General features: G+C 72.5%; 20 protein-coding genes. 7 read left to right on the top strand and 13 right to left on the bottom strand.

What is annotated here, in order from left to right; genetic code table 11:
* Positions 1–45: 45 nt before the first annotated feature.
* Both FHU36_RS04825 and FHU36_RS04820 read right to left on the bottom strand, forming a co-directional pair.
* The gene (locus FHU36_RS04825; protein ID WP_185082578.1) at positions 46–954 is read right to left on the bottom strand and encodes a dienelactone hydrolase family protein; all 909 of its coding nucleotides are present in this window, start codon (positions 952–954) and stop codon (positions 46–48) included.
* Positions 955–1,008: 54 nt separating this feature from the next.
* Positions 1,009–1,488, bottom strand: coding sequence for a hypothetical protein (locus FHU36_RS04820; RefSeq protein ID WP_185082577.1), 480 nt, complete (start codon positions 1,486–1,488; stop codon positions 1,009–1,011).
* A gap of 334 nt (positions 1,489–1,822) precedes the next feature.
* Here FHU36_RS04820 and ppdK point away from each other — a divergent pair, with 334 nt between their 5' ends.
* Positions 1,823–4,516 (top strand): pyruvate, phosphate dikinase, encoded by a 2,694-nt coding sequence (gene ppdK, locus FHU36_RS04815; RefSeq protein ID WP_185082576.1) that lies wholly within the window; start codon positions 1,823–1,825, stop codon positions 4,514–4,516.
* On the opposite strand, the gene FHU36_RS04810 is transcribed toward ppdK, so the two are convergent.
* Positions 4,513–5,469 (bottom strand): DUF5996 family protein, encoded by a 957-nt coding sequence (locus FHU36_RS04810; protein ID WP_185082575.1) that lies wholly within the window; start codon positions 5,467–5,469, stop codon positions 4,513–4,515. The two genes, ppdK and FHU36_RS04810, sit on opposite strands and share 4 nt — an antisense overlap.
* Positions 5,470–5,569: 100 nt before the next feature.
* Entirely contained in the window at positions 5,570–7,075 is a 1,506-nt protein-coding gene (locus tag FHU36_RS04805; RefSeq protein WP_185082574.1) for a M48 family metallopeptidase, read from the bottom strand.
* Positions 7,076–7,151: 76 nt separating this feature from the next.
* Between FHU36_RS04805 and FHU36_RS04800 the strand changes: the two genes are divergently transcribed.
* The 3 genes from FHU36_RS04800 (at position 7,152) to FHU36_RS04790 (ending at position 9,800) form a co-directional block, all read left to right on the top strand.
* Positions 7,152–7,721 (top strand): IS607 family transposase, encoded by a 570-nt coding sequence (locus tag FHU36_RS04800; RefSeq protein WP_185082573.1) that lies wholly within the window; start codon positions 7,152–7,154, stop codon positions 7,719–7,721.
* The gene (locus FHU36_RS04795) at positions 7,718–8,401 is read left to right on the top strand and encodes an RNA-guided endonuclease InsQ/TnpB family protein (protein WP_312891434.1); all 684 of its coding nucleotides are present in this window, start codon (positions 7,718–7,720) and stop codon (positions 8,399–8,401) included. Before FHU36_RS04800 ends, FHU36_RS04795 begins: the two co-directional genes overlap by 4 nt.
* A 178-nt stretch (positions 8,402–8,579) precedes the next feature.
* Entirely contained in the window at positions 8,580–9,800 is a 1,221-nt protein-coding gene (locus FHU36_RS04790) for a deoxyguanosinetriphosphate triphosphohydrolase (protein WP_185082572.1), read from the top strand.
* Between the two features lie 134 nt (positions 9,801–9,934).
* Here the strand turns inward: FHU36_RS04790 and FHU36_RS04785 are convergent, their stop codons facing one another.
* A complete protein-coding gene (locus FHU36_RS04785; protein ID WP_312891433.1) occupies positions 9,935–10,777 on the bottom strand; it encodes a M23 family metallopeptidase in 843 nt (280 codons plus the stop codon).
* A 202-nt stretch (positions 10,778–10,979) separates the two neighbouring features.
* Between FHU36_RS04785 and dnaG the strand changes: the two genes are divergently transcribed.
* Positions 10,980–12,821 carry a DNA primase gene (dnaG, locus tag FHU36_RS04780; protein ID WP_185082571.1) on the top strand — a complete coding sequence of 614 codons (1,842 nt, stop codon included), beginning with the start codon at positions 10,980–10,982 and terminating at the stop codon, positions 12,819–12,821.
* Positions 12,822–13,078: 257 nt separating this feature from the next.
* On the opposite strand, the gene FHU36_RS04775 is transcribed toward dnaG, so the two are convergent.
* On the bottom strand, positions 13,079–13,576 hold the full coding sequence (locus FHU36_RS04775) for a DUF3592 domain-containing protein (RefSeq protein WP_185082570.1): 498 nt from the start codon (positions 13,574–13,576) through the stop codon (positions 13,079–13,081).
* Positions 13,577–13,875: 299 nt separating this feature from the next.
* Between FHU36_RS04775 and FHU36_RS43405 the strand changes: the two genes are divergently transcribed.
* Positions 13,876–14,121, top strand: coding sequence for an ABC transporter permease family protein (locus FHU36_RS43405; protein ID WP_376774139.1), 246 nt, complete (start codon positions 13,876–13,878; stop codon positions 14,119–14,121).
* 352 nt (positions 14,122–14,473) lie between these two features.
* Complete coding sequence (gene rpoD / locus FHU36_RS04765; RefSeq protein ID WP_376774138.1) at positions 14,474–15,577, top strand: RNA polymerase sigma factor RpoD; 1,104 nt, start codon at positions 14,474–14,476, stop codon at positions 15,575–15,577.
* Positions 15,578–15,663: 86 nt separating this feature from the next.
* Here rpoD and FHU36_RS04760 read toward each other — a convergent pair whose 3' ends face one another.
* The 7 genes from FHU36_RS04760 to FHU36_RS04730 are packed head-to-tail and all read right to left on the bottom strand — an operon-like array spanning position 15,664 to position 24,059.
* Positions 15,664–16,473 (bottom strand): transporter substrate-binding domain-containing protein, encoded by an 810-nt coding sequence (locus FHU36_RS04760; RefSeq protein WP_185082569.1) that lies wholly within the window; start codon positions 16,471–16,473, stop codon positions 15,664–15,666.
* Complete coding sequence (locus FHU36_RS04755) at positions 16,470–17,924, bottom strand: GlnX family signal transduction membrane protein (RefSeq protein WP_185082568.1); 1,455 nt, start codon at positions 17,922–17,924, stop codon at positions 16,470–16,472. Before FHU36_RS04755 ends, FHU36_RS04760 begins: the two co-directional genes overlap by 4 nt.
* Complete coding sequence (locus FHU36_RS04750; protein WP_185082567.1) at positions 17,921–18,568, bottom strand: FHA domain-containing protein; 648 nt, start codon at positions 18,566–18,568, stop codon at positions 17,921–17,923. The genes FHU36_RS04755 and FHU36_RS04750 overlap by 4 nt, the downstream gene beginning before the upstream one ends.
* The gene (locus tag FHU36_RS04745) at positions 18,568–19,860 is read right to left on the bottom strand and encodes a vWA domain-containing protein (protein ID WP_185082566.1); all 1,293 of its coding nucleotides are present in this window, start codon (positions 19,858–19,860) and stop codon (positions 18,568–18,570) included. The genes FHU36_RS04750 and FHU36_RS04745 overlap by 1 nt, the downstream gene beginning before the upstream one ends.
* Positions 19,853–20,719, bottom strand: coding sequence for a PP2C family protein-serine/threonine phosphatase (locus FHU36_RS04740; protein ID WP_185082565.1), 867 nt, complete (start codon positions 20,717–20,719; stop codon positions 19,853–19,855). The genes FHU36_RS04745 and FHU36_RS04740 overlap by 8 nt, the downstream gene beginning before the upstream one ends.
* Entirely contained in the window at positions 20,716–22,875 is a 2,160-nt protein-coding gene (locus tag FHU36_RS04735) for a serine/threonine-protein kinase (RefSeq protein WP_185082564.1), read from the bottom strand. Before FHU36_RS04735 ends, FHU36_RS04740 begins: the two co-directional genes overlap by 4 nt.
* Positions 22,872–24,059, bottom strand: coding sequence for a hypothetical protein (locus tag FHU36_RS04730; protein WP_185082563.1), 1,188 nt, complete (start codon positions 24,057–24,059; stop codon positions 22,872–22,874). Before FHU36_RS04730 ends, FHU36_RS04735 begins: the two co-directional genes overlap by 4 nt.
* Positions 24,060–24,159: the final 100 nt, after the last annotated feature.

Raw genomic sequence — 24,159 nt, 5'->3', positions numbered from 1 at the left:
GCCTTGCGCGACGGGCCGGGGCGCCGCCGTCATCTCCCGCGCCGGTCACGACAGATAGCGGTCGTACCAGTCGACGAGCCGGTCGTAGGCCTGCGCCGCCGCGCCGGCGTCGTACCTCTGCCCCGTGTCGTTGAAGAAGGCGTGCTGCACCCCCGGGAACGTCACGATCTCGTACGTGAGCCCGGCCTTCTTCAGCGCGGCCTCGGCGGCGGGGCGGGAGGCGTTCACCCGGTCGTCCCGCTCGGCGTACACCGCGAGGACCGCCGCCCGGCTGCCGCCGAAGTCGGCGCCCTCCGGCAGCGGCCCGTAGAACGGCGCGGCGGCGGCCAGCCGGGGCTCGCCCGATGCCAGCAGCAGCCACGTCATCCCGCCCCCGAAGCAGAAGCCCACCACGCCGATCTCGGCGTCGGGAGCCCGCCCGCCCAACTCGTCCACCGCCGCCTTCATGTCGGCGACGAACCGGTCCGGCGCGATCTCCCCGAGCTTGGCCGTGACCTGCGCCGGGTCCGCGAACGACGCCGTGCCGCCCTCACGGGAGAGCAGGTCGAGCGCCAGCGACGAGTAGCCGCTCGCCGCGAGCCGGCCCGCCACGGAACGGATGTGGTCGGTCAGGCCGCGGTTCTCGTGGATCACCAGCACCGCACCCCTCGGGTCCGCGGCCGCCGCCCAGGCGCCCTGGAGCGTCACCCCCTCGGGGCCGGGGAAGGTGATCGCCTCCGTCCGCAGCGGCGACGGGCCCGCCGGCATGGGCGTCTTCGGGCTCGTGGGCGAGGCCGGGGGCGGAGAGCCGGCCGCCGCCTCCGGTGCCGCGCCGCACGCGGACAGCAGCGCGACCGCGGCGGGCAGGCCCAGGCCGAGCAGGCCGAGTCGGCGCAGCGCCTCGCGCCGCGTGATGAGCCCGTCGACGTGGTCGAGCGCCACCTCTTCCGCGAGATAGCGCTGGAAAGATGTCATAGCCGGGGTGTACCCGCTCGCACCGAAACCCTTCCCGCGCGTCCCCGCGTGCGGCTACTTCAGGACCCGTCCCACCAGCTCGGCCCCGCGCGGCACGGCGAGGCAGTACGCCGTCCGCTGGGCCGGCCACTCGCGCTCCAGCGGCAGCAGCGCCCCCGCCCTGACCTCCTGCCGCCGTGACGCCTTCACCCGCAGCCGCGGGCCGCACCAGTCGACGGCCCTGCGCATCGCCGCGGCCTCGCCCGGCCACGGCCCTTCCGGCAGCACGTAGATGAACGCGTACTCCGCCGCGTGCGGCATCTCGCAGGACACCAGCGTCGCGATGAGGTCGCGCGGCAGTTCGAGCAGGCAGTCACCGGGCCGCAGGTAGGTCGCGTGGAGCCGCTGCAGGTAGAGCCCCGGCGTGGAGGTGTTCTCGGGCGTGACCGCCGGTGCCTCGCCGGCCGAGACGAGCGTGGCGCCGGGGGAGCAGCCGGCGACGGCCCAGGCCAGGCAGGCGGCCACGGTCAGGCGCCGCCGTAAGGGGGGTGGCATGCACCAGAGCGTGACAGCCCCCGATTACCGTGCGGTTGCGAAACGGGCGACCGATCCGTTACGCCCCGCCGCGCGACGCCCTTCCGGGCGCCCGGCAAGGGGGTCGCGGTGACTCGAAAGCGGCCCGTCAAGACGGAATCAAGGTCCACTCACCCGCCCCTGCAATTGGTGTATACCAATTGGTATAAACCAATTTCATGGTCAAGGTAAAACAAATTGGATTAGACCGCTGCATGCCGGTTTACCTGGGAAAACGATGACTTAACCGTTGGGTGCAGTTTCTTCATCATTCTCGCCGGTAGAGTCCGGGACAGAGGCGTTGATTGGAGCTGTGGTGGCCAAGTACGTTTACGACTTCACCGAGGGCAACCGGAATCTGAAGGACCTACTCGGAGGCAAGGGCGCGAACCTCGCCGAGATGACGAACCTGGGGCTGCCCGTTCCTCCGGGGTTCACGATCACGACGGAGGCGTGCCGGCACTACCTGGTAGAAGGCGCGCTGCCCGGCGGGCTCGACGAGGAGATCGCGCGGCACCTGAGCGCCCTGGAGACGACGATGGGCCGGACCCTCGGCCAGACCGACGACCCGCTGCTCGTCAGCGTCCGCTCCGGCGCGAAGTTCTCCATGCCCGGCATGATGGAGACCGTCCTCAACATCGGGCTCAACGACGAGTCCGTGCACGGCCTGGCCAAGCAGTCCGGCGGCAACGAGCGTTTCGCCTGGGACTCCTACCGGCGGCTCATCCAGATGTTCGGCAAGACCGTGCTCGGCATCGACGGCGACCACTTCGAGCAGGCGCTCGACGACATCAAGGGCCATCGGCAGGACACCGACCTCGGCGCCGGCGAGCTGCAGAGCCTCGTCGAGACGTACAAGGGCATCGTCCGCGAGCAGACCGGCAAGGACTTCCCCGCGGACCCGCGCGAGCAGATGCGCCTGGCCATCACGGCCGTCTTCGACTCCTGGAACGCCCCGCGCGCCATCCTCTACCGCCGCCAGGAACGCATCCCCGCCGACCTCGGCACCGCCGTCAACGTCGTCGCCATGGTCTTCGGCAACTGCGGCAACGACTCCGGCACCGGCGTCGCCTTCACCCGCGACCCCGGCTCCGGCCAGCAGGGCATCTACGGCGACTACCTCCAGAACGCCCAGGGCGAGGACGTCGTCGCCGGCATCCGCAACACGATCCCGCTGCAGGACCTGGAGGGCCTCGACAAGCACTGCTACGACGAGCTCCTGCAGATCATGGAGAAGCTCGAGAACCACTACCGCGACCTGTGCGACATCGAGTTCACCATCGAGCGCGGCAAGCTGTGGATGCTGCAGACCCGCGTGGGCAAGCGCACCGCCGCCGCCGCGTTCCGCATCGCCACCCAACTCGTCGACCAGGGCCTCATCACGCTCGACGAGGCGGTCACCCGGGTGACCGGCGACCAGCTCGCCCACCTCATGTTCCCCCGCTTCGACGCCGGCGCGGCCAAGCGCAAGATCGCCAAGGGGATGAACGCCTCGCCCGGCGCGGCCGTCGGCAAGGTCGTCTTCTCCTCCGAGCGGGCCGTCGAGCTGGCCGCGCGGGGCGAGGACGTCATCCTGGTGCGCCGCGAGACCAACCCCGACGACCTGTCCGGCATGATCGCCGCCCGCGGCATCCTCACCAGCCGCGGCGGCAAGACCTCGCACGCGGCCGTCGTCGCCCGCGGCATGGGCAAGACCTGCGTCTGCGGCGCCGAGGAGCTGGAGGTCTCGATCGGCGAACGCACGTTCACCGCGCCCGGCGGCGTCGTCGTCGGCGAGGGCGACGTGATCTCCATCGACGGCACGACCGGCGAGGTGTTCCTCGGCGAGGTGCAGGTGGCAGACTCCCCCGTGGTCGAGTACTTCGAGCGCGGGACCTCCGCCGGAGCGGTGGTGGAGACGGGCGAGCGGCAGGGCGCCTCGCACGACGACAACCTCGTCAAGGCGGTCGACCGGATCATGCGCCACGCCGACGAGGTGCGCCGCCTCAGGGTGCGGGCCAACGCCGACAACCCCGAGGACGCGGCCAGGGCCCGCCGGTTCGGCGCCGAGGGGATCGGGCTGTGCCGTACCGAGCACATGTTCCTGGGCGAGCGCCGCCAGCTCGTCGAGGACCTTGTGCTCGCCTCCGGCGACGCCGAGCGGCAGGCGGCGCTGGACGCGCTGGAGCCGCTGCAGAAGGCCGACTTCGTCGGCATCTTCCAGGCGATGGACGGCCGGCCGGTCACGGTGCGCCTCATCGACCCGCCGCTGCACGAGTTCCTGCCCGACCTGACCGACCTGTCCGTCAAGGTCGCGCTGGCCGAGGCCGGCTCCGGCGAGGTGTCGGACAAGGACCGCAGGCTGCTGGCCGCCGTCAAGCGGCTGCACGAGCAGAACCCCATGCTCGGCCTGCGCGGCGTACGGCTCGGCCTGGTGATCCCCGGTCTGTTCGCCATGCAGGTACGGGCCATCGCCCAGGCCGCCAAGGAGGTGCCCGGCGCCAGGCCCGAGATCATGATCCCGCTGGTGGCCGCGGTCCAGGAGCTGGAGGTCGTCCGCGAGGAGGCCGCCGCGATCCTGGCCGAGGTGGGCGTGGACGCCCTCATCGGCACCATGATCGAGACGCCCCGGGCGGCGGTCACCGCCGGCCAGGTCGCCGAGGCCGCCCAGTTCTTCTCCTTCGGCACCAACGACCTGACCCAGATGGCGTGGGGCTTCTCCCGCGACGACGTCGAGGCCGCGTTCTTCTCCCGCTACCTGGAGCTGGGCATCTTCGGCGTCTCGCCGTTCGAGACGCTCGACCGCGACGGCGTCGGCCGCCTGGTCCGGCTCGCCACCGACGAGGGACGCGCGGTACGTCCCGACCTCAAGGTGGGCATCTGCGGCGAGCACGGCGGCGACCCCGACTCGGTGCACTTCTGCCACGACGCGGGGCTCGACTACGTCTCCTGCTCGCCGTTCCGCATCCCCGTCGCCCGTCTGGAGGCGGCGCGGGCGGCCCTCAGCGACAACGAGTGCGACACCCGCTAGACGCGCTCTCCGGCGGCCGGTGACGCGGCCAGGGGGTCGGTGACCCCGCCGGGGCAGGCGAGCCGCGCGACGTCCCAGCCGGCGAGCCCGGCCCCGGCCCGGTAGGCGCTGTCGTAGAAGGCGAGCACGGCGGCCCGCGGGTCGGCCGCCGCGCGCGCGTCGGCGTGGCGCAGCACGGCCAGGTGGCCGCCCCGCTGCGTGATCCACCGCGCCGCCGCCGGTTCCAGCGGCTCGCGGTCGAGGCCGGCCGGCTCGGGAGCGGTGTAGGAGTAGAACGCCGGCTCGGGGAAGGCGTCGTCGCCGAACCAGAAGCCGGAGCTGATCACCTCGCGCGAGTAGGCCTCCCGCGTCACCGGGTCGGCCTCCGGCGGCTGGTCGATCCGGCGTTCGCCGAAGCGGGTGCAGGCGATGTCGAAGGTGTGCCAGAAGTGGTGCACCGGGCTGATCTTGCCGGCGAACTCCGCGGCGAACTCCTCCAGCAGCAGGTTGACCTGGCTGAGCACCTGCCAGTAGCGGGTGACCAGGACCGGGTCGTAGGCCGCGTGCTCGGTGTCGTCGGCGAACGGCCGGTCGGCGTCGGGCAGGTCGAACGGCCGCGGCACGGGCAGCTCCACCCGGATGCCCAGGTCGGCCAGCGCCCGCATGGTGGCGTCGAAGAAGGCGGCGACCGACAGGCCGTACAGCGGGAACGACACCTCCCGCCCGTCCAGCCTGGTCACGACCAGCCGGTGGGCGACGAAGTCGAAATCGATGGTGAAGATCGGGTTGCCGTCGGCCTGACCCATCGGGCGCGTGGTGATGCCGCGCCCGGTGAGGTGGAACGGCGCGTTCCACCAGTGGTTGCGCCGGACCGCCGACTCCAGCCGGATCTTGCCGACGATCTGGCAGAAGCGGTGCAGGGTCGCCTTGGTGCCCTGCCACTCGGACAGCGCCATGACGGGAAACAGGTCCATGGCAGCACCGTTCCCCGTGGGCGACGCCGCTACCTCGGCAGGCACGCATCCGCGGACCCCCGGCGGTCTCCGGGAGCCCGGCAGCCGCGCGACGCCCGTGTCAGCCGACGGGGGAGGCGCGCCGGTCCTCCTCGGGAACCGGCACGTAGTCGTGGCGCACGCCCAGGTCGCCCAGCCAGTTGCGCAGCCCCGGCACGGCCGGCGGGTTGGCCGCCACCTGGGCGGCGTACTCGGCCAGCGCGACCTCCTCCCCGTCGTCGAACAGCAGCCGCGCCGGCCCCGACCAGGACAGGGTCCACCGGGCCTGCCCGTGCTCGATCAGCACCCCCTCCAGCGCCCGGCCCAGCACCCCGGCCAGCAGGTCGTCGGAGGCGCTCCAGCCCAGCTCGGCCAGCCGCGCGGCCAGCTCCGCCTGCCGGCCCCGGGCGATCGCCTCGAAGGCCGCGTCCAGGTACGGCCTGCTCGCGCCCACCACCCGCTGCCCCGCAAGGGCCAGGTCGCGCAGCGGCTCGGCGTTGCGCGCGGTGTACATGGCCGTGGCCACGATGTGCTCCCACGGCGCCGGCCGCAGCTTCGTCAGCGCCTCCGGCGTCCACATCGACCTCTCCACCGCCTGGGCCGCCTGGGCCGGGTCGCGCAGCAGCGTCTGCGCCGGGCGCGGGTCGGGCACCTGCGCGGGCTCCGGCAGCACCTCGATCGCGGCGAGCCGGTCGGCCAGGGCCGGATGCGAGTCGTACGGCGAGGACTCGTCCGGCTCGCCGGCCAGCCGGGCGATCTCCGCCTGCCGGGCCGGGTCGTTCAGCAGCGCGTGGAAGCCGTTGAAGACGGTCGCGGGGCGGCACCCGTCGGCACCGGCCAGTGCCAGGTAGTTCTGGACGTACAGGGCCCAGGCGATCGCCGTGTCGTTGATCTTGCGGAGCGCCTGGGCCGTGGCCTGCCGGCCGCCGATGGCGACGGCGAGCGCGTCCGCCTCCAGCTCCTGCCGGCGCGACACGGCCTGGGAGACTCGTAGGTAGAGCTTGGCGTACCAGGTGAACAGCAGGCGGACGAACGCGTGGCCGCCGAGGCTCTGGACGGTCGCGACGAGCGCCACCCGGCCCCGGTAGACCGGCGCGCCCAGGCGGGTGTGCGCGCCGCTGTAGTGGCCCAGCTCGTGGCCGAGGACCGCCCGCATCTCGTCCATGGTGAGCGTCTGCAGCAGCGGCAGGCCGATGAACATGCGCCGCCGGGTGGCCTTCAGCCCGAGGAAGCGGGTGTCCTCCGCGACGGCCGCGTTCACCTCCGCGACCAGGCGGATCTCGTCCGGCGGGGCCGTGCGCACCCGCCGGGCCAGGTCCTCGACCGTCTGCCAGAGCACGGGCTCCTGCTCGCGGGTGACCGGCACGCCCGGCTCCTCGCCGCCCCGGCGCCTGCTGACCATGATCAGGGCGTACACCAGGGCCACGGCCGCCAGGGTGAGCGAGGTCGCCGCCTTCACCGCGTTCGCGTGGAAGTCGACGACCATCAGCACGTCCAGCAGGATCGCCGCGCAGACGACCAGGGCCACCAGCACGTAGAAACCGGCCAGCAACGCGAAAGCCAGCACGGCGCGCAACGCTGTCGTCATGGAGGAGGGCTCCCGGGGAAGGGGGTTGTCAGCTGCTACCGAAATCATCAGTGTTTCTCAATTTTCATCTGCCCGTGTGAAGCTCTCCGAGTGGGCCAAGCGGAACGGCGTCCACTACCAGACCGCCTGGAAGTGGGCGCGGGACGGGACGATGCCGGTCCCGGTCAGCAAAACCGCGACCGGTCGATACCTGGTGCTCGAGCAGTCCGCCGAACCAAGCGGCCGGATGGTGGCGTACTGCCGCGTCTCCAGCGCCGACCAGAAGGCCGATCTCGAGCGGCAGGCCGGTCGGGTCGTCACCGCCGCCACCGGCATAGGACTGACCGTCGCCGAAGTGGTCACCGAGGTCGGGTCCGGGTTGAACGGCAGGCGGCCGAAACTGGCCCGACTGTTGCGTGACCCGTCCGTGTCGGTGATCGTGGTCGAGCACCGTGACCGGCTTGCCCGGTTCGGGCTCGAGCAGCTGTCGGCCGCGCTCGAGGCGAATGGACGCCGCATCGTCGTCATTGACGACGCCGAAGTGGACGCTGACCTTGTGCGGGACATGACCGAAGTCCTCACCTCGTTCTGCGCCCGCCTGTACGGTCGGCGATCGGCCACACGTCGCGCCAAAGCCGCCCTGCGCGCCGCACAGGAGGTCACGTGACCGACCGGCAGGGCTACCGCGTCGAGTTGGCTCCGACGCTCGAGCAGCGGGCCCGTCTCGCTCAGCACGCGGGCTTGTCGGGCCGTGCGGTCTCGAGCGACGCTCCTTCGTGCGGGATCGACGTCGGGGTCAAGACGTCCGCGACGATCGTGGACGACGACGGCACCGTCCCCGAACTGCACGCCCCGAAGCCGCTCAAGGCCGCGCTCCGTAAGCTGCGCAAGGCGGGCAAGGCGGTCTCGAGGAAGCATCTCGGCTCGAGCAACCGGGCCAAAGCCGTCCGGCGTCTGGCCGAAGTGCATCTCGAGGTGGCCAACCAGCGGGCCGACTTCCTGCACAAGACGACGACGATGCTCGCGAGATCCAAGCGGGCCATCGCCGTCGAAACCCTGAACGTCACCGGCATGGTCGCCAACCGCAGCCCCGCCATCTCCGATCTCGGGTTCGGCGAGCTCTTCCGCCGACTCGCGTACAAGACGGAGTGGTACGGATCGAGCGTGTGGGCGGCCGACCGCTGGTTCCCCTCCTCGAGACTGTGCGGCGGCTGCGGAACCATCAACCGGGAGTTGACCCTTGCCGACCGGACATGGACGTGCGGGTGCGGTCTCGAGCACGACCGCGACGTCAACGCCGCCCGCAACCTGCTCAACGCCATGAACCTCGAGCAGGAAGCGGCCTAACTCCACGTCGCCGGGCAGTTCCCCGGAGACGCTAAACGCCTGTGGAGGCGACGTAGGACCTCGAGCAATCGAGGCAGATGCCGATGAATCAGGCAAGAGGATCACTGAGATTCTCCGAACGGTTCTCGCGGCACTTGACACTAGCGGAGACCGGAAAGTGGATAAAATCAGTGCACTTATGGCCCGCTATGACGATCACGACGAGGCACGATGGGTGCCGGAGCCCCCGGGCAACCCCGAGCGGGGCGCCTTCGAGCGTGACCGCGCCCGGGTCCTGCACAGCGCCGCCCTGCGCCGGCTCGCCGCCAAGACGCAGGTCGTCGGCCCCGGCGAGACGCTGGGCGGCGGCCAGCACATCCCGCGCACCCGGCTCACCCACTCCCTCGAGTGCGCCCAGGTCGGCCGCGAGATGGGCGCCACCCTCGGCGTCGACCCCGACCTGGTCGAGACGGCCTGCCTGGCCCACGACCTGGGACACCCGCCGTTCGGGCACAACGGCGAGGTCGCCCTCAACGAGCTGGCCGGCACCTGCGGCGGCTTCGAGGGCAACGCGCAGAGCCTGCGGCTGCTCACCCGGCTCGAGGCCAAGGTGATCACCGAGGACGGCCGCAGCGCGGGGCTCAACCTCACCCGCGCCGCCCTCGACGCCTCCATCAAGTACCCCTGGACCTGCGAGACGTCGCCCAAGTTCGGTGTGTACGACGACGACCTGCCCGTCTTCGCGTGGATCAGGGACGGCGCGCCGCCCGGCCGGGTCAGCTTCGAGGCGCAGATCATGGACTGGGCCGACGACGTGGCCTACTCGGTGCACGACCTGGAGGACGCCTTCCACACCGGTCAGGTCACCCCCGAGGCGCTGCGCTCGCCGGACGAGCGCAGGCAGGTGTGCGAGCTGGCCCGTGTCTGGTACGCCTCCGACGCCGCCCCCGCCGAGCTGGAGGAGGCCTTCGCCCGGCTGGTCGCCGACCCGCTGTGGCCGCGCGCCTACGGGGCCACGCTCGCGGACCTCGCCGCCGTCAAGGCCCTCACCAGCGGCCTCATCGGCCGGTTCTGCCGGTCGGCGCAGACCGCCACCAAGGACGCCTACGGGCCGCGCCACCGTGTCGACCTGGTCGTGCCCCGCTCGACCAAGATGGAGTGCGCGGTGCTCAAGGGCATCACGGCCCACTTCGTCATGACCACCGACCACCACCACGCCAAACAGGCCAGACAGCGGGAGCTCATCACCGAGCTGGCCTCCCTGATCACCCTCGGCGCGCCGGACACGCTGGAGCCGGCCTTCCGGCCGGCCTACCTGGAGGCGGCCGGCGACGCGGCCCGGGTCCGGGTCGTCATCGACCAGATCGCCTCGCTGACCGACACCTCGGCAGTCGCCTGGCACCGCCGCCTGTCCGGCTGACCGCGCCCGGCGCAGGCCCGGTCCAGGACGGCGGACGTCAGACCGGGGAAGCCGGGGGCGGTCGAGGTCGGGCGGGGTCGGGACCGGGGGCGGTCGAGGTCGGGCGGGGTCGGGACCGGGGGCGCGGAGGGCGGTCAGGACGGGGTGAGGGTGATCACCACCGGCGGGTCCTCCTGCTCGGGCTCCTCCCGTGGCTGGACCGGCTTCTTCTTCGCCGAGCACTGGACCGTGCAGCGCGGCGTCTCGCCCACCCGGGCGCGCAGCGCCAGCGTCTCCTCGCGCGGGGACAGGGTCCGGTTGCCCGACAGCCACGCGTCGAGGTAGCTCCACGGGTTCACCATGCCGCGGCGTACCCACCAGTAGCGCGACCCCGTCTTCCACGAGATCGCGAAGTAGAGGTTGGGGCCGGTGCTGCGGGCGTTGCCGGACGTCCCCACCCGGCCGAGGAGCTGCCCCCCGGCGACCCGCGCGCCCGGCTTGACGCCGTCGGCGACCGAGTCGAGGTGGCCGCCCAGGTAGCGCACGCCGTCGTCACCGATGATCGTGACGAACCTGCCCTCGCGATCGGGACCCGCATCGGTGGACGGCAGCCACTTGTTGCCGGTGTTGACCTCGTCCACCACGCCGCTGACGGGCGCCACGAACGCGCACCCCTTGCCGGCCCAGATCGTCGTCTTGGGCAGCACCAGCAGCCTGCGCTGGTAGCTGACCCGGCACCCCTGCACCGGGAAGGTGTAGGTGTAAGCCGACAGTTTCGGCGGCGGCACCTTGACCGGCGAGCCGCCCTCGGGCGCCTCGACCTTCTCCGCGGGCGCCTCCTCGGCGTGGTCCTGCCCCGAGGCGCCGGGCTCGGGGATCGTCGCCGTGACGACGGGCGTGGCGCCGGTCGGCGGGCCGGACACCGGCGACTCGGCGCTGACCCCCGCCGCCCCGACCTGTTGCGAGCAGGCGCTGGTCAGCGCAAGCGCGCACGCCACGGCAGCCCGTCGTCCCCAAGGCCCCGATCGCATGATCTCCACCCGTGTCACCGTATCCACCGCAGGCTTTACCTTTGTAGCCGACCGGGCAACAGGCTGGACACGTTTTCCCGGTTTCGCGCGACTGAGGTGATATCACCCTTTCCCGAGGGTGCGGGGCGACGGGGTGGGGAGTGTCGGTCCGCCGCAATAGACTCACGGCGTGGCTGGCCGCATCCGTGACGTCGACATCGCGCTCGTACGCGAGCGATCCCCCATCGCCGAGGTCATCGGCGAGCACATCCAGCTGCGCAACGCCGGCGGCGGAAACCTCAAGGGCCTGTGCCCCTTCCACGACGAGAAGAGCCCGTCCTTCAACGTCACGCCCGAGCGGGGGATGTACTTCTGCTTCGGCTGCTCCGAGGGCGGCGACGTGATCACGTTCGTCGAGAAGATCGAGCACCTGTCGTTCGGCGAGGCCGTCGAGCGGCTGGCACAGCGGGCGGGCATCCAGCTCCAGTACGAGCAGGGCGGCTACGTGCCGCGGCGCGACCACGGCGAGCGGGCCCGGCTGATCGAGGCGCACCGGGTGGCCGCCGAGTTCTACGCCGACCGGCTGATGAAGCCCGACGCCGCGGCCGGGCGCCGGTTCCTGTCCGAGCGGGGTTTCGAGCGGGCCGACGCCGAGGCGTTCGGGGTGGGCTACGCCCCGGCCGAGTGGGAGGTGCTGGCCCGCCACCTCATGGGCCGCGGGTTCACCGCCGAGGAGCTGATCAAGGGCGGGCTGGTCAGGGAGGGCCGGCGGGGGCCGATCGACCGGTTCCGCGGGCGGCTGATCTGGCCGATCCGTGACGCCACGGGCGACGTGATCGGCTTCGGGGCGCGCAAGCTGCTCGACTCCGACGACGGCCCCAAATACCTCAACACGCCGGATTCGCCGCTCTACAAGAAGAGCCAGGTGCTCTACGGCATCGACCTGGCCAAGCGCGAGATCTCCCGGCGCTCCCAGGCGGTGATCGTCGAGGGCTACACGGACGTGATGGCGTGCCACCTCGCGGGCGTGCCGACGGCGGTGGCCACGTGCGGCACCTCGTTCGGCGAGGAGCACATCAAGATCCTGCGGCGCTTCCTGCTCGACCAGGCCGAGTTCCGGGGCGAGGTGATCTTCACCTTCGACGGCGACGCGGCCGGCCAGAAGGCGGCCCTGCGGGCCTTCGCCGACGAGCAGAAGTTCGTCACCCAGACCTACGTGGCGGTGCAGGGAGACGGGCTCGACCCGTGCGACCTGCGGATCAAGCAGGGCGACGCGGCCGTGCGCGACCTCATCGCCAGCCGCGAGCCGCTGTTCCAGTTCGCCATCCGCAGCACGATCAACCGCTACGACCTGCGCAGCAACGAAGGCAAGATCGCGGCGCTCGACGCGGCGGCGCCGATCGTGGCCGGCATCAAGGACGCCGGCCTGCGCAAGCGCTACGCCGTCGACCTCGACCGGTGGCTCGGGTTCATGGACGAGCGGTTCGTCATGCAGCGCATCGCCGACGTGGCCAACACCCAGCAGGGCCGGCCCCAGCGCGCCCCGCGGGCCGCGCCGGTGGACCCCAACGTGCGGGTCGAGGGTGAGCTGCTCAAGCTCGCCGTGCAGCGGCCGGCGCTGCTCGGGCCGCGCTTCGACGCGCTCGACCCGCAGGCCTTCACCGTGCCCGACCACGTTACGCTGCACAAGGTGATCGCCGAGGCGGGCGGCACGGCGGCGGCCGGGCACGGCGGGCGCGAGTGGGTCGATCGGCTGCTGGAGCACGCCCCCGACGAGGCGACGCGGGTGCTGGTGACGCGGTTCGCGGTGGAGGCGATCCAGGCCGAGTCGCATGTCGAGGAGCGCTACGGCGCGGCCATGCTCGCCGCGATCGAGGCCGTCGCGGTCGACCGGGCCATCGCGCAGATCAAGTCGAGGCTGCAGCGGCTCAACCCGGTGGAGGAGCCGCAGGAGCACCGGAGGCTGTTCGGCGAGCTGCTGGGTCTCGAGCAGCAGCGCAAGGTCCTCCGCGAGCGCGCCGCGGGCAGCTAGCGCCGCAGCGGTTCGGGTGCGCCCTGTTTCGTGCGCTACGCCAACTGAGCAAGATCTACGGGCACATCAAGAAGCGCAAGCGACACGGCGAGCTCCTGAAGTTCTGCCACTACCTGCGCAGTCTGTATGCGCCCCAGATCGGCATTCGCCGTTACATCGACTGGCGCAACCGCCACGCCGAAGACGAGCGCCTGTGCAGGATCGTCGAAAGGACAATCGTGGCCTGAGGCGGCACTCAGTCCGCGGCTGGAGGCAAGTCATCCGCCGATTCCGATGCCGGGCGGGCAGGCGACGCTCTCGAAGGAGCCATCGGGGCGCTGGATCTCGCACCCGCTTTCACTGCCGCCGTCCCAGAAGCCGAAGAAGAAGACCACGCCGATCACGACCGCGATGAGCCCGACGATTATGCCGCCGTAGCTGCCGCCTGCGTTCTCCGCGGACACGGCCGTGGTCGGGTCCTGCGGGTCGTAGAGCACCTCGGTCTCATGGCCGATGCCAAGGCGGGAGGCGGTCGCCGCCTCGGTGGTGATCTCCTGCCCCGCCAGGGTCGTGAAGGTCAGGATCGGCCACTGGTTCGCCCTCAAGTGCTCGCCCTGTCCCGCGAACCTGGTCCGGACATCGCTGACCACGCCTTGCACCCGCTGCGCCTGCCGTACGAACCGCCTTCCGTTGATGATTCCTCTGATCGAGACCAGAATGATCACTAATCCAAACGCCACGAACAGCAGCGGGAGGTACTGGAACAGGTCTGTCAACGCAGATCTCCTCGTGTCGGTCTGCATGTTAGAACGTTTCGGTGGACCATAGGTTCCCGTTGTCGGCATAGCGGTGGGCTTCCGTCCACGAACCAGTTCGCCACCTTTGCAGCCTCAAGTGATCACGCCGACCGAGGCGGGATTTCGGCCGGCGTGGCGGTCGGCGGCAACCGCTCGGCCAGCGAGCTGTCCGGGCTCCGGCGCGGCGGGTGCTGCTGGCCGTCTACGTGGTCTCCGGGCTGCTGGCCACGGTCTACGCCATGAGGGAGCGTGCGAGCCGATGACCCTCCGGCGTCACCATCCTCGGCATCGGCCTCGATCTCGACGCCATCGCCGCCGTGGTGATCGGCGGCACCCTGCTGACCGGGGGAGCGGGCGGCATCACCGGCACCGTCACCGGAGTGCTGCTGCCGGGTGTGATCCAGAGCCTCATCAACCAGGTGGGCAACCTGACCCCGGCCGTCCAGCCGGTGGTCAGCGGCGCCGTCCTGGCCCTGGTGGTGGTGGCGCAGCGGGTGCTCGGCAAGGCCCAGCGCCTGTCGTGACACCGGTCCCGGCGCCATTTCGGCGCCGCGGCGGCACCCGAGATCGCGAAATGTTATTCGCGAGGGTCATGGGCCCGTTCGCCACGCGTCGTCACGCGGTCCGGGCAGGCGGCGGCCTGCGACCGGCCGCGCGCGTCGGCGGGCGCGCCGGTTCGCGCCGATCCCCATTCGCGTAATGGACTTTTCTTTCCTGATCAAACTCCGGCTAAACCTTTAATGGATCTCAATTCGGTAAGACCGTGGCCTTACCTTCGGTGACAAAAATGGGTCTGCCATTTTATGGAAGCAATACTGCAGACTGTCTCCCGTGGGTGCATCGGTGCTGCCAAGCGGACCGCCATCTGTCGACCAGGTGGCGGACCTCGTCGCGAAGGGAAGGGAGCGCGGAAGCGTAACCGTCGATGACGTCGCAGCCGCGCTTGACCGATCCGAGCTGCCGTCCGACGCGCTGGAACGCGTCGTGCGGATGCTCGCCGAGAACGGTGTGGAGGTCCTCGAGCCGCAGGGCGAGGAGGAGACCACCCGCGCCGACGAAGAGGACGTGGGCAAGCGGGCCCCGACCAGCGATCTGGTCCGCATCTACCTGCGGGAGATCGGCCGGGTGCCCCTGCTGACGGCCGAAGAGGAGGTGGAGCTCGCCAAGTCGATCGAAGCCGGCCTGTTCGCCGAGGACAAGCTGGCCAACGGGGTGTCGCGCCTGGCCTTCCCGGAGTTCAGGGAGCTCGTCTGGCAGGGCACCCGGGCCAAGCAGCGCCTCATCGAGGCCAACCTGCGGCTCGTGGTGTCGATCGCCAAACGGTACGTGGGGCGCGGAATGCTGTTCCTGGACCTCATCCAGGAGGGCAACCTCGGCCTCATCCGCGCGGTCGAGAAATTCGACTACACCAAGGGCTACAAGTTCTCCACGTACGCCACCTGGTGGATCCGCCAGGCGATCACCAGGGCGATAGCCGACCAGGCCCGCACCATTCGCATTCCGGTGCACATGGTGGAGACGATCAACAAACTCGTCCGCGTGCAACGCCAGCTCCACCAGGACCTCGGCCGCGAGCCCATCCCCGAGGAGATCGCCAAGGAGATGGACCTGCCGGTCGAGCGCGTGGTGGAGATCCAGCGCATCGCCCAGGAGCCGGTGTCCCTGCAGTCGCCCATCGGCGAGGAGGACTCCGACCTCGGTGACTTCATCGAGGACGCCGACGCCGTCGTGCCCATGGAGGCGGCGGCGTTCATCATGCTGCAGGACCAGCTCGACGACATCCTGGCCACGCTGTCGGACCGCGAGCAGCGCATCATCCAGCTCCGGTTCGGGCTGGCCGACGGGCATCCGCGCACGCTGGAGGAAGTGGGCAGGGAGTTCGGCGTCACCAGGGAGCGCATCAGGCAGATCGAGTCGAAGACCCTGGCCAAGCTCCGCCATCCGACGCGGGCGCAGATGCTGCGCGACTATCTCGACTGACCCGCACCGCCGTACGACACGGGCCCGGGATCTCCCGGGCCCGTCGTGCGTCCCACCGAGGCGGCACCCCCTTCAGGAGCCGCGCTTCAGGAACAACCCTCGAACTGGGGCACCGCGACCGTCGACAGGTTCAGCCCCGACTTGCCGAACCACCGGCTGAGCAGCCGGGCGGCGGTGCCGTCCTGGTACATGGCGGTGATCGCCCGGTTGACCGCCTCGCAGCCCTCGACGTCGCCCTTGCGCATGCCGACCCCGGTCCGCTGCTCGTTGAACTGGGCGTTCACCAGGCGCAGCCCGGAGCCGTCCTGGATGGCGAGCCCGGCCAGGATGACGTCGTTGGTGGTGATGGCGTCGAGCCGGCCGCCCTTCAGGGCGGCCACGCACGCCGCGTAGTCGCGCACCGGCACCACCTCGGCCGCCACCCCGCGCTCCTCCACGACGCGCTCGGCGGCGTTCGCGCCCTGTACCTCGCAGATGCGCCGGCCCTTCAGATCGCGCACCCCGCGGATCGCCGTCTCGTCCCGGCGCACCAGGATGTCCTGGTAGGACACGTGGTACGGCCCGGCGAACAGCACCCGCTGCTTGCGGTCCATGCTGATCGTGTACGTGGCCAGCACCAGGTCGGCCCGGCCGGAGGTGACCACCTGCTCGCGCTCGGCGGCGTACACCGGCACGAACGTCGCCTTCTTGCCGAGCCGGCCCGCGATGTAGCGGCCGACGTCCACGTCGAACCCCTCCAGGGTCCCGTCGGACCGGCGGTGGCCGATCGAGGGCAGGTCGGGGCGTACCGCGATGACGATCTCGTCCTGGTCCACGACCGACTCGGGCCGGTCGGCGGCGCAGCCGGCGGCGGCCAGCGCCGCCAGGGTCAGCGCCACCGCGAGCAGACGTCTCACCTGTACTCCTTGAGCCGGGGCCACACCCCCGCCACGACCAGCAGGCCGAGCCCGCCGATCGCGAAGGGCAGCAGCCGCCACAGGGTGTCGAGGGCGCGCTCGCCCGAGCCGATGGCCCGCTCGAAGGCGGCCTGGTGTCGCTGGGACAGCGCCAGCAGCGTCCGGTCGTAGGCGTCGAACGCCTCCCGGACCGGCCCGAGCCGGGCGGCGACGGCGTCGCCGGTGCGCCCGTCGCGCACCATTGCGCGCAGGGCCGTGTCGGCCTCCTGGAACTTCCGGTACGCCGCCACCACGCGCTGCCCTTCGGCCCCGGCGACCTGGACGCCCATCAGGCCGAGGTAGTCGGTCGCGCCCCCGGCGACCCTGGCGTGGTAGGCGCCGAGGTTGCCGGCCGGCAGGTAGAACACGGTCTGCGACTTGTCGAGGAAGGTGTGCTCGTAGGTGTCGGCCCGGTCCTTGTCCAGCAGGTAGCGGCTCTGGTCGCCCTGCATGCTGTTGCTGATGGCGCGGGCCCTGGCCACGGTCAGCACCGGGTCGAACCCCTCAGCCTTGGCGGTGCGCAGATCGAGCTGGTTGCGCCCGAGGACGCTCACCCCGCCGAACACGGCGGCGATCGTCACCGCGGTCGCGGCCAGCAGCGCGGGAGCCAGCAGCCGGCGGAACCGCCGCGCCAGGGAGAACTGCAGCCAGACCAGGCACGCCAGCGCCACCAGCCCGGTGACGACCACGACCGCGCGCAGGGTCGGCACGCTCGCGCTCTTGTCGTCGTGGGTGGCGCGCACGATCGTGCCGCTCTCCAGCGTCAGGTTGTACGCCTGCGGCAGCAGCACCTGCCGCATCAGGTCGGTCGCCTGCCGGTAGAGCCCGACGACGTCCTCCGGCGGCGAACCGGCCGGGTGACCGGACCGCGCGTCGAGCAGCAGCGCCTGCCCCGCCAGCCGCTCGTAGCGGCCGAGCCCGTCGAGCACCGACTGGACGGTCCGCCGCTCGGCCGCGTTGTCGCCCGACAGCTCGAACGCCTTCAGCAGCGCCGCGTTGGCCTCCGCGCGCCGCTGATCGTAGCGGGTCAGGGCGGCCCGGCGGCGCTCGCCGTACTCCTTGCCCATCAGCAGCGCGTCGGCGACCTGCGCGTCCATGTCGCTCAGCCCGAAGTACAGCCCGGCCGTCGCGACGACCTGCGGGCCGGCGTCGCGCCCGATGACGCGCAGGCCGTCGCCCGCCGTGCCGCCGCCCACGGCCAGCGCGGCGAGCAGCACCCCGAGGGCGGTCACCGTGGCGGCCGTGATGACGCGGATCCGGCCGGGCACGCCGAGCGGGACCGGCCGGACCGGGTGCGCGGGGGACGGGGCGAGCTGGGCGCCGGCGACCTGCGCGGGCGTCGGCGCGGGCCCCGCCGGGGCGGGAGCCGGCACGGGAACCGGTGCGGGAACCCGCGCGGGCGGCCCGGTCATGGCGTGCCCTCCCGGAGGGTGATGACCGTCCACGCGCCGAGGTGGATGCGGTCGCCCGCGCCCACGGGCACGGGCACGTTGACCGTGACGGGTTTGCCGTTGACCCGGGTGCCGTTGGCGGAGCCCGGGTCGACGAGCGCCCACGAGTCGTTGCCCTGCGCGAGCAGGACGGCGTGCAGGTGCGAGACGCCCGGGTCCTCCGGCGGGCCCGACAGGTCGATCTCCGGATCGGAGCCGCGCGTCCTGCTGCGCCGGCCGATCCGCACCTGCTCGCCGGCGAGGGCGAACGAGCGTTCCGGGCAGTAGGGCGGGAAGGCGATGGTGTGGGCGTCGGGGCCGTTCTGGGCGATGACCTGGTCGTAGTAGGCCCGGTCGGCGCCGGTGACCGCCTCCCACCGGGCGCCGGTCACCGCCACGCGGGCGGGGGCGGTGCCGGAGTAGTCGTGCCCGCACACCTCGCAGAACTGCCCGGCCCGAGGGGTCTGGCAGACCGGGCAGTCCTCGCCGGGCGGGCCCGCCTGCGCGGCCGGAGCCGGCGCGGCGGCCGACGGGGAGGGGGCCACGGCGGCGCCGGCGAGCTGGGCGCCGCACACGTCGCAGTAGTCGTCGGTGCCCGACGGGTGGCCCTGGGGGCACGTCGTCATCAGCCGCCCTCCCCGCCCTGGCGCAGCCGGCTGGTGCGGACCGAGCCGGTGTCGAGCTCGATCTCGTCGGCCCTGTCCACCTGGGAGCGCAGCCGGGCCGTGCCGCTGTGCGGATCGACCTCGACCACCTTGTCCAGCAGCCGCGCGGTGTCGGCGCGCCCCGATTCGGTGGCGAGCTGCCTGGCCCTGGCCAGCCGGGCCGTGGCGACGTCCACCGCGCCGGCGGCGCGGGCGCTCAGCCCCTCCTGGATCAGCTCGTGCAGCTCCGCCTGCCCCGTGTAGTGCGCGACCTTGCCGTTGATGCGGGTGGACTGGGCCAGGTCGTCGGTCCACTGGGCCAGCACGTTGCCGCTGGCGAGCACCTCCTGGGTGTCGGGGCGCAGCAGCTTGACCCATCCGGCCCGGATCTCGCTGCCGATCCGGCCGGGCGGCACCTCGACGCACAGGTGGTACTCGCGCTCCTCGGCGCCCCACGAGCCGGTCGGGTAGTCGCCGGTCAGCGGGTTGACGTCGGTCCGCTTGCCGGTCAGGTCGATGAGGGTGGGGGAGACCTGTTTGACGAACTTCAGCGTCGCGGTCTGCGGCACCCAGACCCGCATCGCCAGCTCGGCCACGGTCTTGCTCATCGAGGTCTGGGTGATCCGGCGGAAGAACTCGGTCAGGTCGCCCTGGTCGCGGGCGAAGTGGAACTCGCCGATCAGCGCCTCGGCCACCTTGCGCAGCTCGGCCGGGACCCAGTCGGAGCCCACGCCGAGGCTGTCGCAGACGAACCGGCCCGAGCAGCGGGCCAGCGTGTCGGCGAACCGGTCGGCGCCCTCGTTGTTCTGCCCGTCGGTCATCAGGATGGCGTGCCTGATCGCGTCGGGGTGCGCCGACAGCAGCCGGTCGGCCAGCAGCAGCCACTCGCCGATGGACGTGCCGCCGTTGGCGGACATCCGGGCGATGGCGTTCTGGGCCTCCTTGCGGGTGGCGGGCGAGGCCCGCACGAGCGTCTGCCCGCGGGGATAGACCACCTGCGCCTTGTCGGTGCCGGAGATGACCGCGAAGTGCACGCCGTCGCGCAGCGTCTCCACGGCGGTGGCCGCGGCCTGCCGGGCCTCGCGGATCTTGCCGCCGCTCATGGACCCCGACGTGTCCACGATGATCACCTCGGCGGCCTCGGCCGGCGCGGCGGCCGCCGTGGTGACGGCGCCGGTCGAGGAGACGGTCAGGATGGCGTGGACCTCGCGGCCGTCGAGGGGGAGGTGTTTGTTCTGGTCGATGTGGAGCGTGAACGTGGGCTGGTCACCCATGCTGTCCTCCTAGGGGGATCAGGACGATGGTCACGTTGTCGTGGCCGCCCGAGTCGAGGGCGTGCCGCAGCAGCTCGCGGGCCAGGTCGAGCGGGGTACGGGCGGGCGGGAAGGCGTAGCCGTCGAGGTAGCGCCACAGGCCGTCGGTGCACACCAGCAGCAGCCCCGGCCCGTCCGGGGCGAACGCGCGCAGGTGCGGCTCGACACCGGCCGCGTCGGCGCCGAGCCAGGCGGTGATCTCGCCGGTCGGGATCGCGTGGTCCTCGGTCAGCGGGACGCACCCGGTGGACCCGCCGGGCAGCCAGTACGCCCGGCTGTCGCCCGCCCAGGCGAGGCTGGCCCCCTCCGCGGTGACCACCGCCGACACGTACGTGCAGGCGGGGGCGTCGTCCAGCGAGGTCGCCAGCTTCGCCACGGCCCGGCTCGCCAGCTCGAACGCCTCGGCCTGCCCGAGGCCGCGGGCCAGCGCGTCGGCGGCCGTCCGCGCCGCCACGGCCGACGCCTCGTCGGCGCGCGGCGAGCTGCCCACCCCGTCGCACACCACGGCCACGGTGTGCGACGGCGTGCGCGGAAAGGCGTGCGAAGGGGTGGCCGGGCCGCCGTCGAGCAGCGCCATCGCGTCCTCGTTGCGGGCCCGGCGCAGACCCTTGTGGGTGACCCCGGCCGCGCCGCCGTCGAGCACGGTCTCGGCCTCGTCGCGAACGGTGGGCTGGCGCAGGCCGCACCGCTCGCAGTAGCCCTCGGCGTCCACGGCCGGGGCGTCGCAGGCCGCGCACCGGGGCGCGTGCAGCGGGTGCCCGCACGCCTCGCAGAAGGAGTCGCCGGCCACCACCGGCGCCTCGCACACGGGGCAGCTCATACCCACGTCCACGGGCGCACGGCGTTGGCCCGGTCGATGAGCGCGCGCCGTTCCCGCCGGGACTCTGCCCCGGCCGCGAGCCGGCGGTAGATCTCCTCCAGGCGCCGGCGGACGGCGGGCTCGGTGAAGTCGGCGCCGGCCACCCGCACCCCCCGCGGGGGGCCGCTCATGGAATCCAGCCAGGTGAGCGCCGCTCGCAGCACCTCGGCGGTCATCGCGTCGCGGCGGCGCGGGTCGAGGTCGGTCAGGTGGTCCAGCCGGTCGGCCGCGGCCGACAGCTCCGTGGGCGTCAGCGCGCCCGGCCGGGCCTGCAGGCCCGGCCGCAGCGCCGGCCGGGCGACGGACCCCACCAGCGCGAGCTGCGCGGCGACCCAGTGGCTGGAGCTGGCCGGGACCTCGTCGAGCACCTCCACCCGGCCCGCCCTGGCCAGCCCGAACGCGGCGCTGACGAACGCGTGGTCGGTGCGCCACACGCTCTCGTACCAGCGCACCGGGTCCTGGCCGGCCGACTCCAGCGCGAACGCGAGCGCCAGCTTCGGCGCGCACTCGCCGGGCAGCAGGCTCACGCACCGGTCGAACAGGGGGACCGCCTGGCCCGTGAAGCCCCGCGCCAGCGCGTGCACCGCCTCGTACCAGGTCACCCGCCAGTCGCCCGGCAGCGCCCGGCGGGCCTCGTCGAGCGCCGTGCCGGCGCCCTCCAGAGCCTGCTCGGCCAGCAGCCGGGCCTTGGTCAGCAGCGTCTCGGGGGTGGTCGGCATCGCCGTCACCTGGGCGACGAGCTGCGCCGGATCACGGCCCACCAGGCCGGCCAGCGCTCCCGCCGCCGGGTCTGCCGGATCGGCGAGCGGCACCGGCAGCGCCGCCGCCGCGGCGCGCGGGTCGAGCACGTCGAACACCTGCGCCGGGTCGTCGCTCAGCGCGACCCCCGCCGCGATCCGCTCGGGGCCGAACAGCGCCGACGGGGCCGGGTACGGCACGCCGTCGGCCAGCGCGCTGACCTCGCGCAGCACCCCGACGAGCTGGGCCTCCATCTCCTCGGCGCTCTGGAACCTGGCGGCCGGGTCGGCGGCGGTGGCGCGGCGCAGCAGCCGGGCGAAGGACTCGTTGCCGCAGTCGTCCGGCAGGGGCGCCTCGACGCCGTTGCGGACCGGGCTGAACCCCGGGATGGCGAGCACGGCGAGCGTCCTGGCCACGGTGTAGAGGTCGGAGGCCACCGACGACGGCCGGGTGTCCAGCTCGGGGGCGTGGTAACCGGCGGTGGCCCAGCCCGAGCCGGGCGGCGAGCCGATGCGCTGCACGGCGCCCAGGTCGATGAGCTTGAGCCGCCTGCCGACCCTGATCACGTTGGCCGGCTTGAGATCGCAGTAGACCAGGCCGTGCTCGTGCAGGTAGGCGAAGGCCCGCAGGATCTCCCGCCCGTACATGAGGACCTCGCGCAGCGGCAGCGTCCCCTGGCGGCGCAGCTCGTGCAGCGACTGGCCGCCCACGTACTCCATGACGATGTAGCCGAGCCCGGCCGACCGCTGGAAGTTGAAGATCTTGACGATGTTCGGATGGTCGACCGTGGTGAGGAACCTGCGCTCGGCCTCCGCCGCCGCCAGCGCCTCGGCGTCGGCGGTGTTGAGCAGGCCCTTGAGCACCACCCAGCGGCCGTCGAGGTTCTCGTCGGCGGCCAGGTAGATCCAGCCCAGCCCGCCGTGGGCCAGGCAGCCCAGCACCCGGTACTGCCCGGCCACCAGGTCGTCCTTGCCGAGCTTGGGGGTGAAGGAGAACTGGGTGCGGCAGTGGGGGCAGAACCCGTCGGTCAGCCCCGGCCGGCCCTGGCGCGACCGGCCGATGGGCTGCCCGCACGCCGGGTTGGAGCAGTAGCGCTTGTCCTCCGGCACCTCCGGGTCGGCCATGACGGCGTGCTGCGGGTCGCGGTACGGCACCGACGGCAGGTCGGCCAGCTCGGCGAGCACCCCGGCCCGCGACCGGCCGCTGCTCACCGGGCCCGTCACCGGCCTGCCGCCCGAGGGGGACGTCGGGACCGAGGGCGAGCCGCCGCTCCCGGCCGCGTGCGCCGGTGGCCCAGCGGGGGCCGCCGCGTGGCCGCACAGGTCGCAGTAGCCCTCCTCGATGGCCCCGGTGCAGCCGGGCTGCCGGCACGTGCTCATCGGCCACCTCCATGGATAGCGCGCTGGTAGAGCTCGACGGCCTCGGCCGCCTTCGTCAGGTCGCACGGGGCGGTCCACAGCAGCAGCCGCGCCCGCTCGTACAGCCCGGCCGCGGCCGGGTCCTCCGCCATGCCCTTGCGCACGGCCATCGCCTGGCAGGCGCCCAACCGGCCGCGCAGCTCGTCGCGCCTGCCGACGAGGCCGTACAGGGCCTTGGCGGTGGCCTGCGCGCGGCTCTCGGCCTCCCGCGTCGCCTGCTCCAGCGCCGCCAGCCGGCCGGCCCTGGACAGCCAGCCGTCGGCCGAGAGGTCCAGCGCGTCCAGCCCGCCGGACAGCGTCTCGGCCCTGCTCCGCGGCGTGGCGGCGGGCGGCAGGGCGATCTTCACGACGACGGCGCCGTGCGCCAGGCGCGCCTCGCTCTCGGCCGCGCGCACCCGGTCCAGCGCCGCCAAAAGGTCCTCGCGGCGCCTGCCGTACTCGTCCCTGGCCCGGAGCGCCTCCTCCAGGTCCGTCCGGCGGTCCTCCAGGATCTGTGTGACGCGCGCCAGCTCGCCGTCGGCGGGCGCGGCGCCGAGCGGGTCGGCGACGACGCCGTCGCGCGTGCGGAGGAGCGCGTCAGCCGGCCACGCCAGGTCGACGGGCTCGCCGAGCCGGTCCCGCAGCTCGGTGACCCTGCGCAGCAGCGCGTCGGCGGCGTCGAGGCGGGGCAGCAGCGCGGACCAGACGGCGTCGATCTCCGAGAGCGCGCCGGTGACCTCGCGGAAGGAGGCGTCCATGCGCAGCACGGTCTCGTCCAGGGTGAGCCGGGTGTCGGACTCGGGTAACAGCGAGCGCTGCTCGACGGGCCTGACCGCGGCCTGGAGGACCACCGACGGGCCGGTGAGCAGCGTGGTCAGCTCGGCGAGCTGGTCGGAGCTCGGCCGGCCGCGAACGGCCCTGATCCGCTCGGCCTCGCGCAGGACGCCCCGGTAGGCGTCGTGCAGCACCCACAGCCGGGACAGGGCCGCCTGGACGCCCGCCCAGCGCCGCTGCGTGGCGCCGCTCAGCACGGCGTCCTTGAGCACCTGGTAGGTGGTGTGCGACTCCAGGTCGAGCAGGTCGCCGGAGATGCGGTCGCGCTCCACTGCGCGGGCATGGAGCGCGTGGTCGACGCCCTCCCGGCTCATGGGTGGTCCCAGGCTCATCACGCTCCCCGTGAAGAGGGCCCCCGATGCCCCGTTTCTACCCGCTCAACGGCAGGCGCGGCGGGTTGGTTCCGGCCGGGGTAGGGAGATCCCTGACGTG

It is taken from the genome of Nonomuraea muscovyensis (assembly GCF_014207745.1).
GTDB lineage: Bacteria > Actinomycetota > Actinomycetes > Streptosporangiales > Streptosporangiaceae > Nonomuraea > Nonomuraea muscovyensis.
Note: the sequence above shows the minus strand (reverse complement) of the source record. Positions and strands in the feature narration are given on the sequence as shown.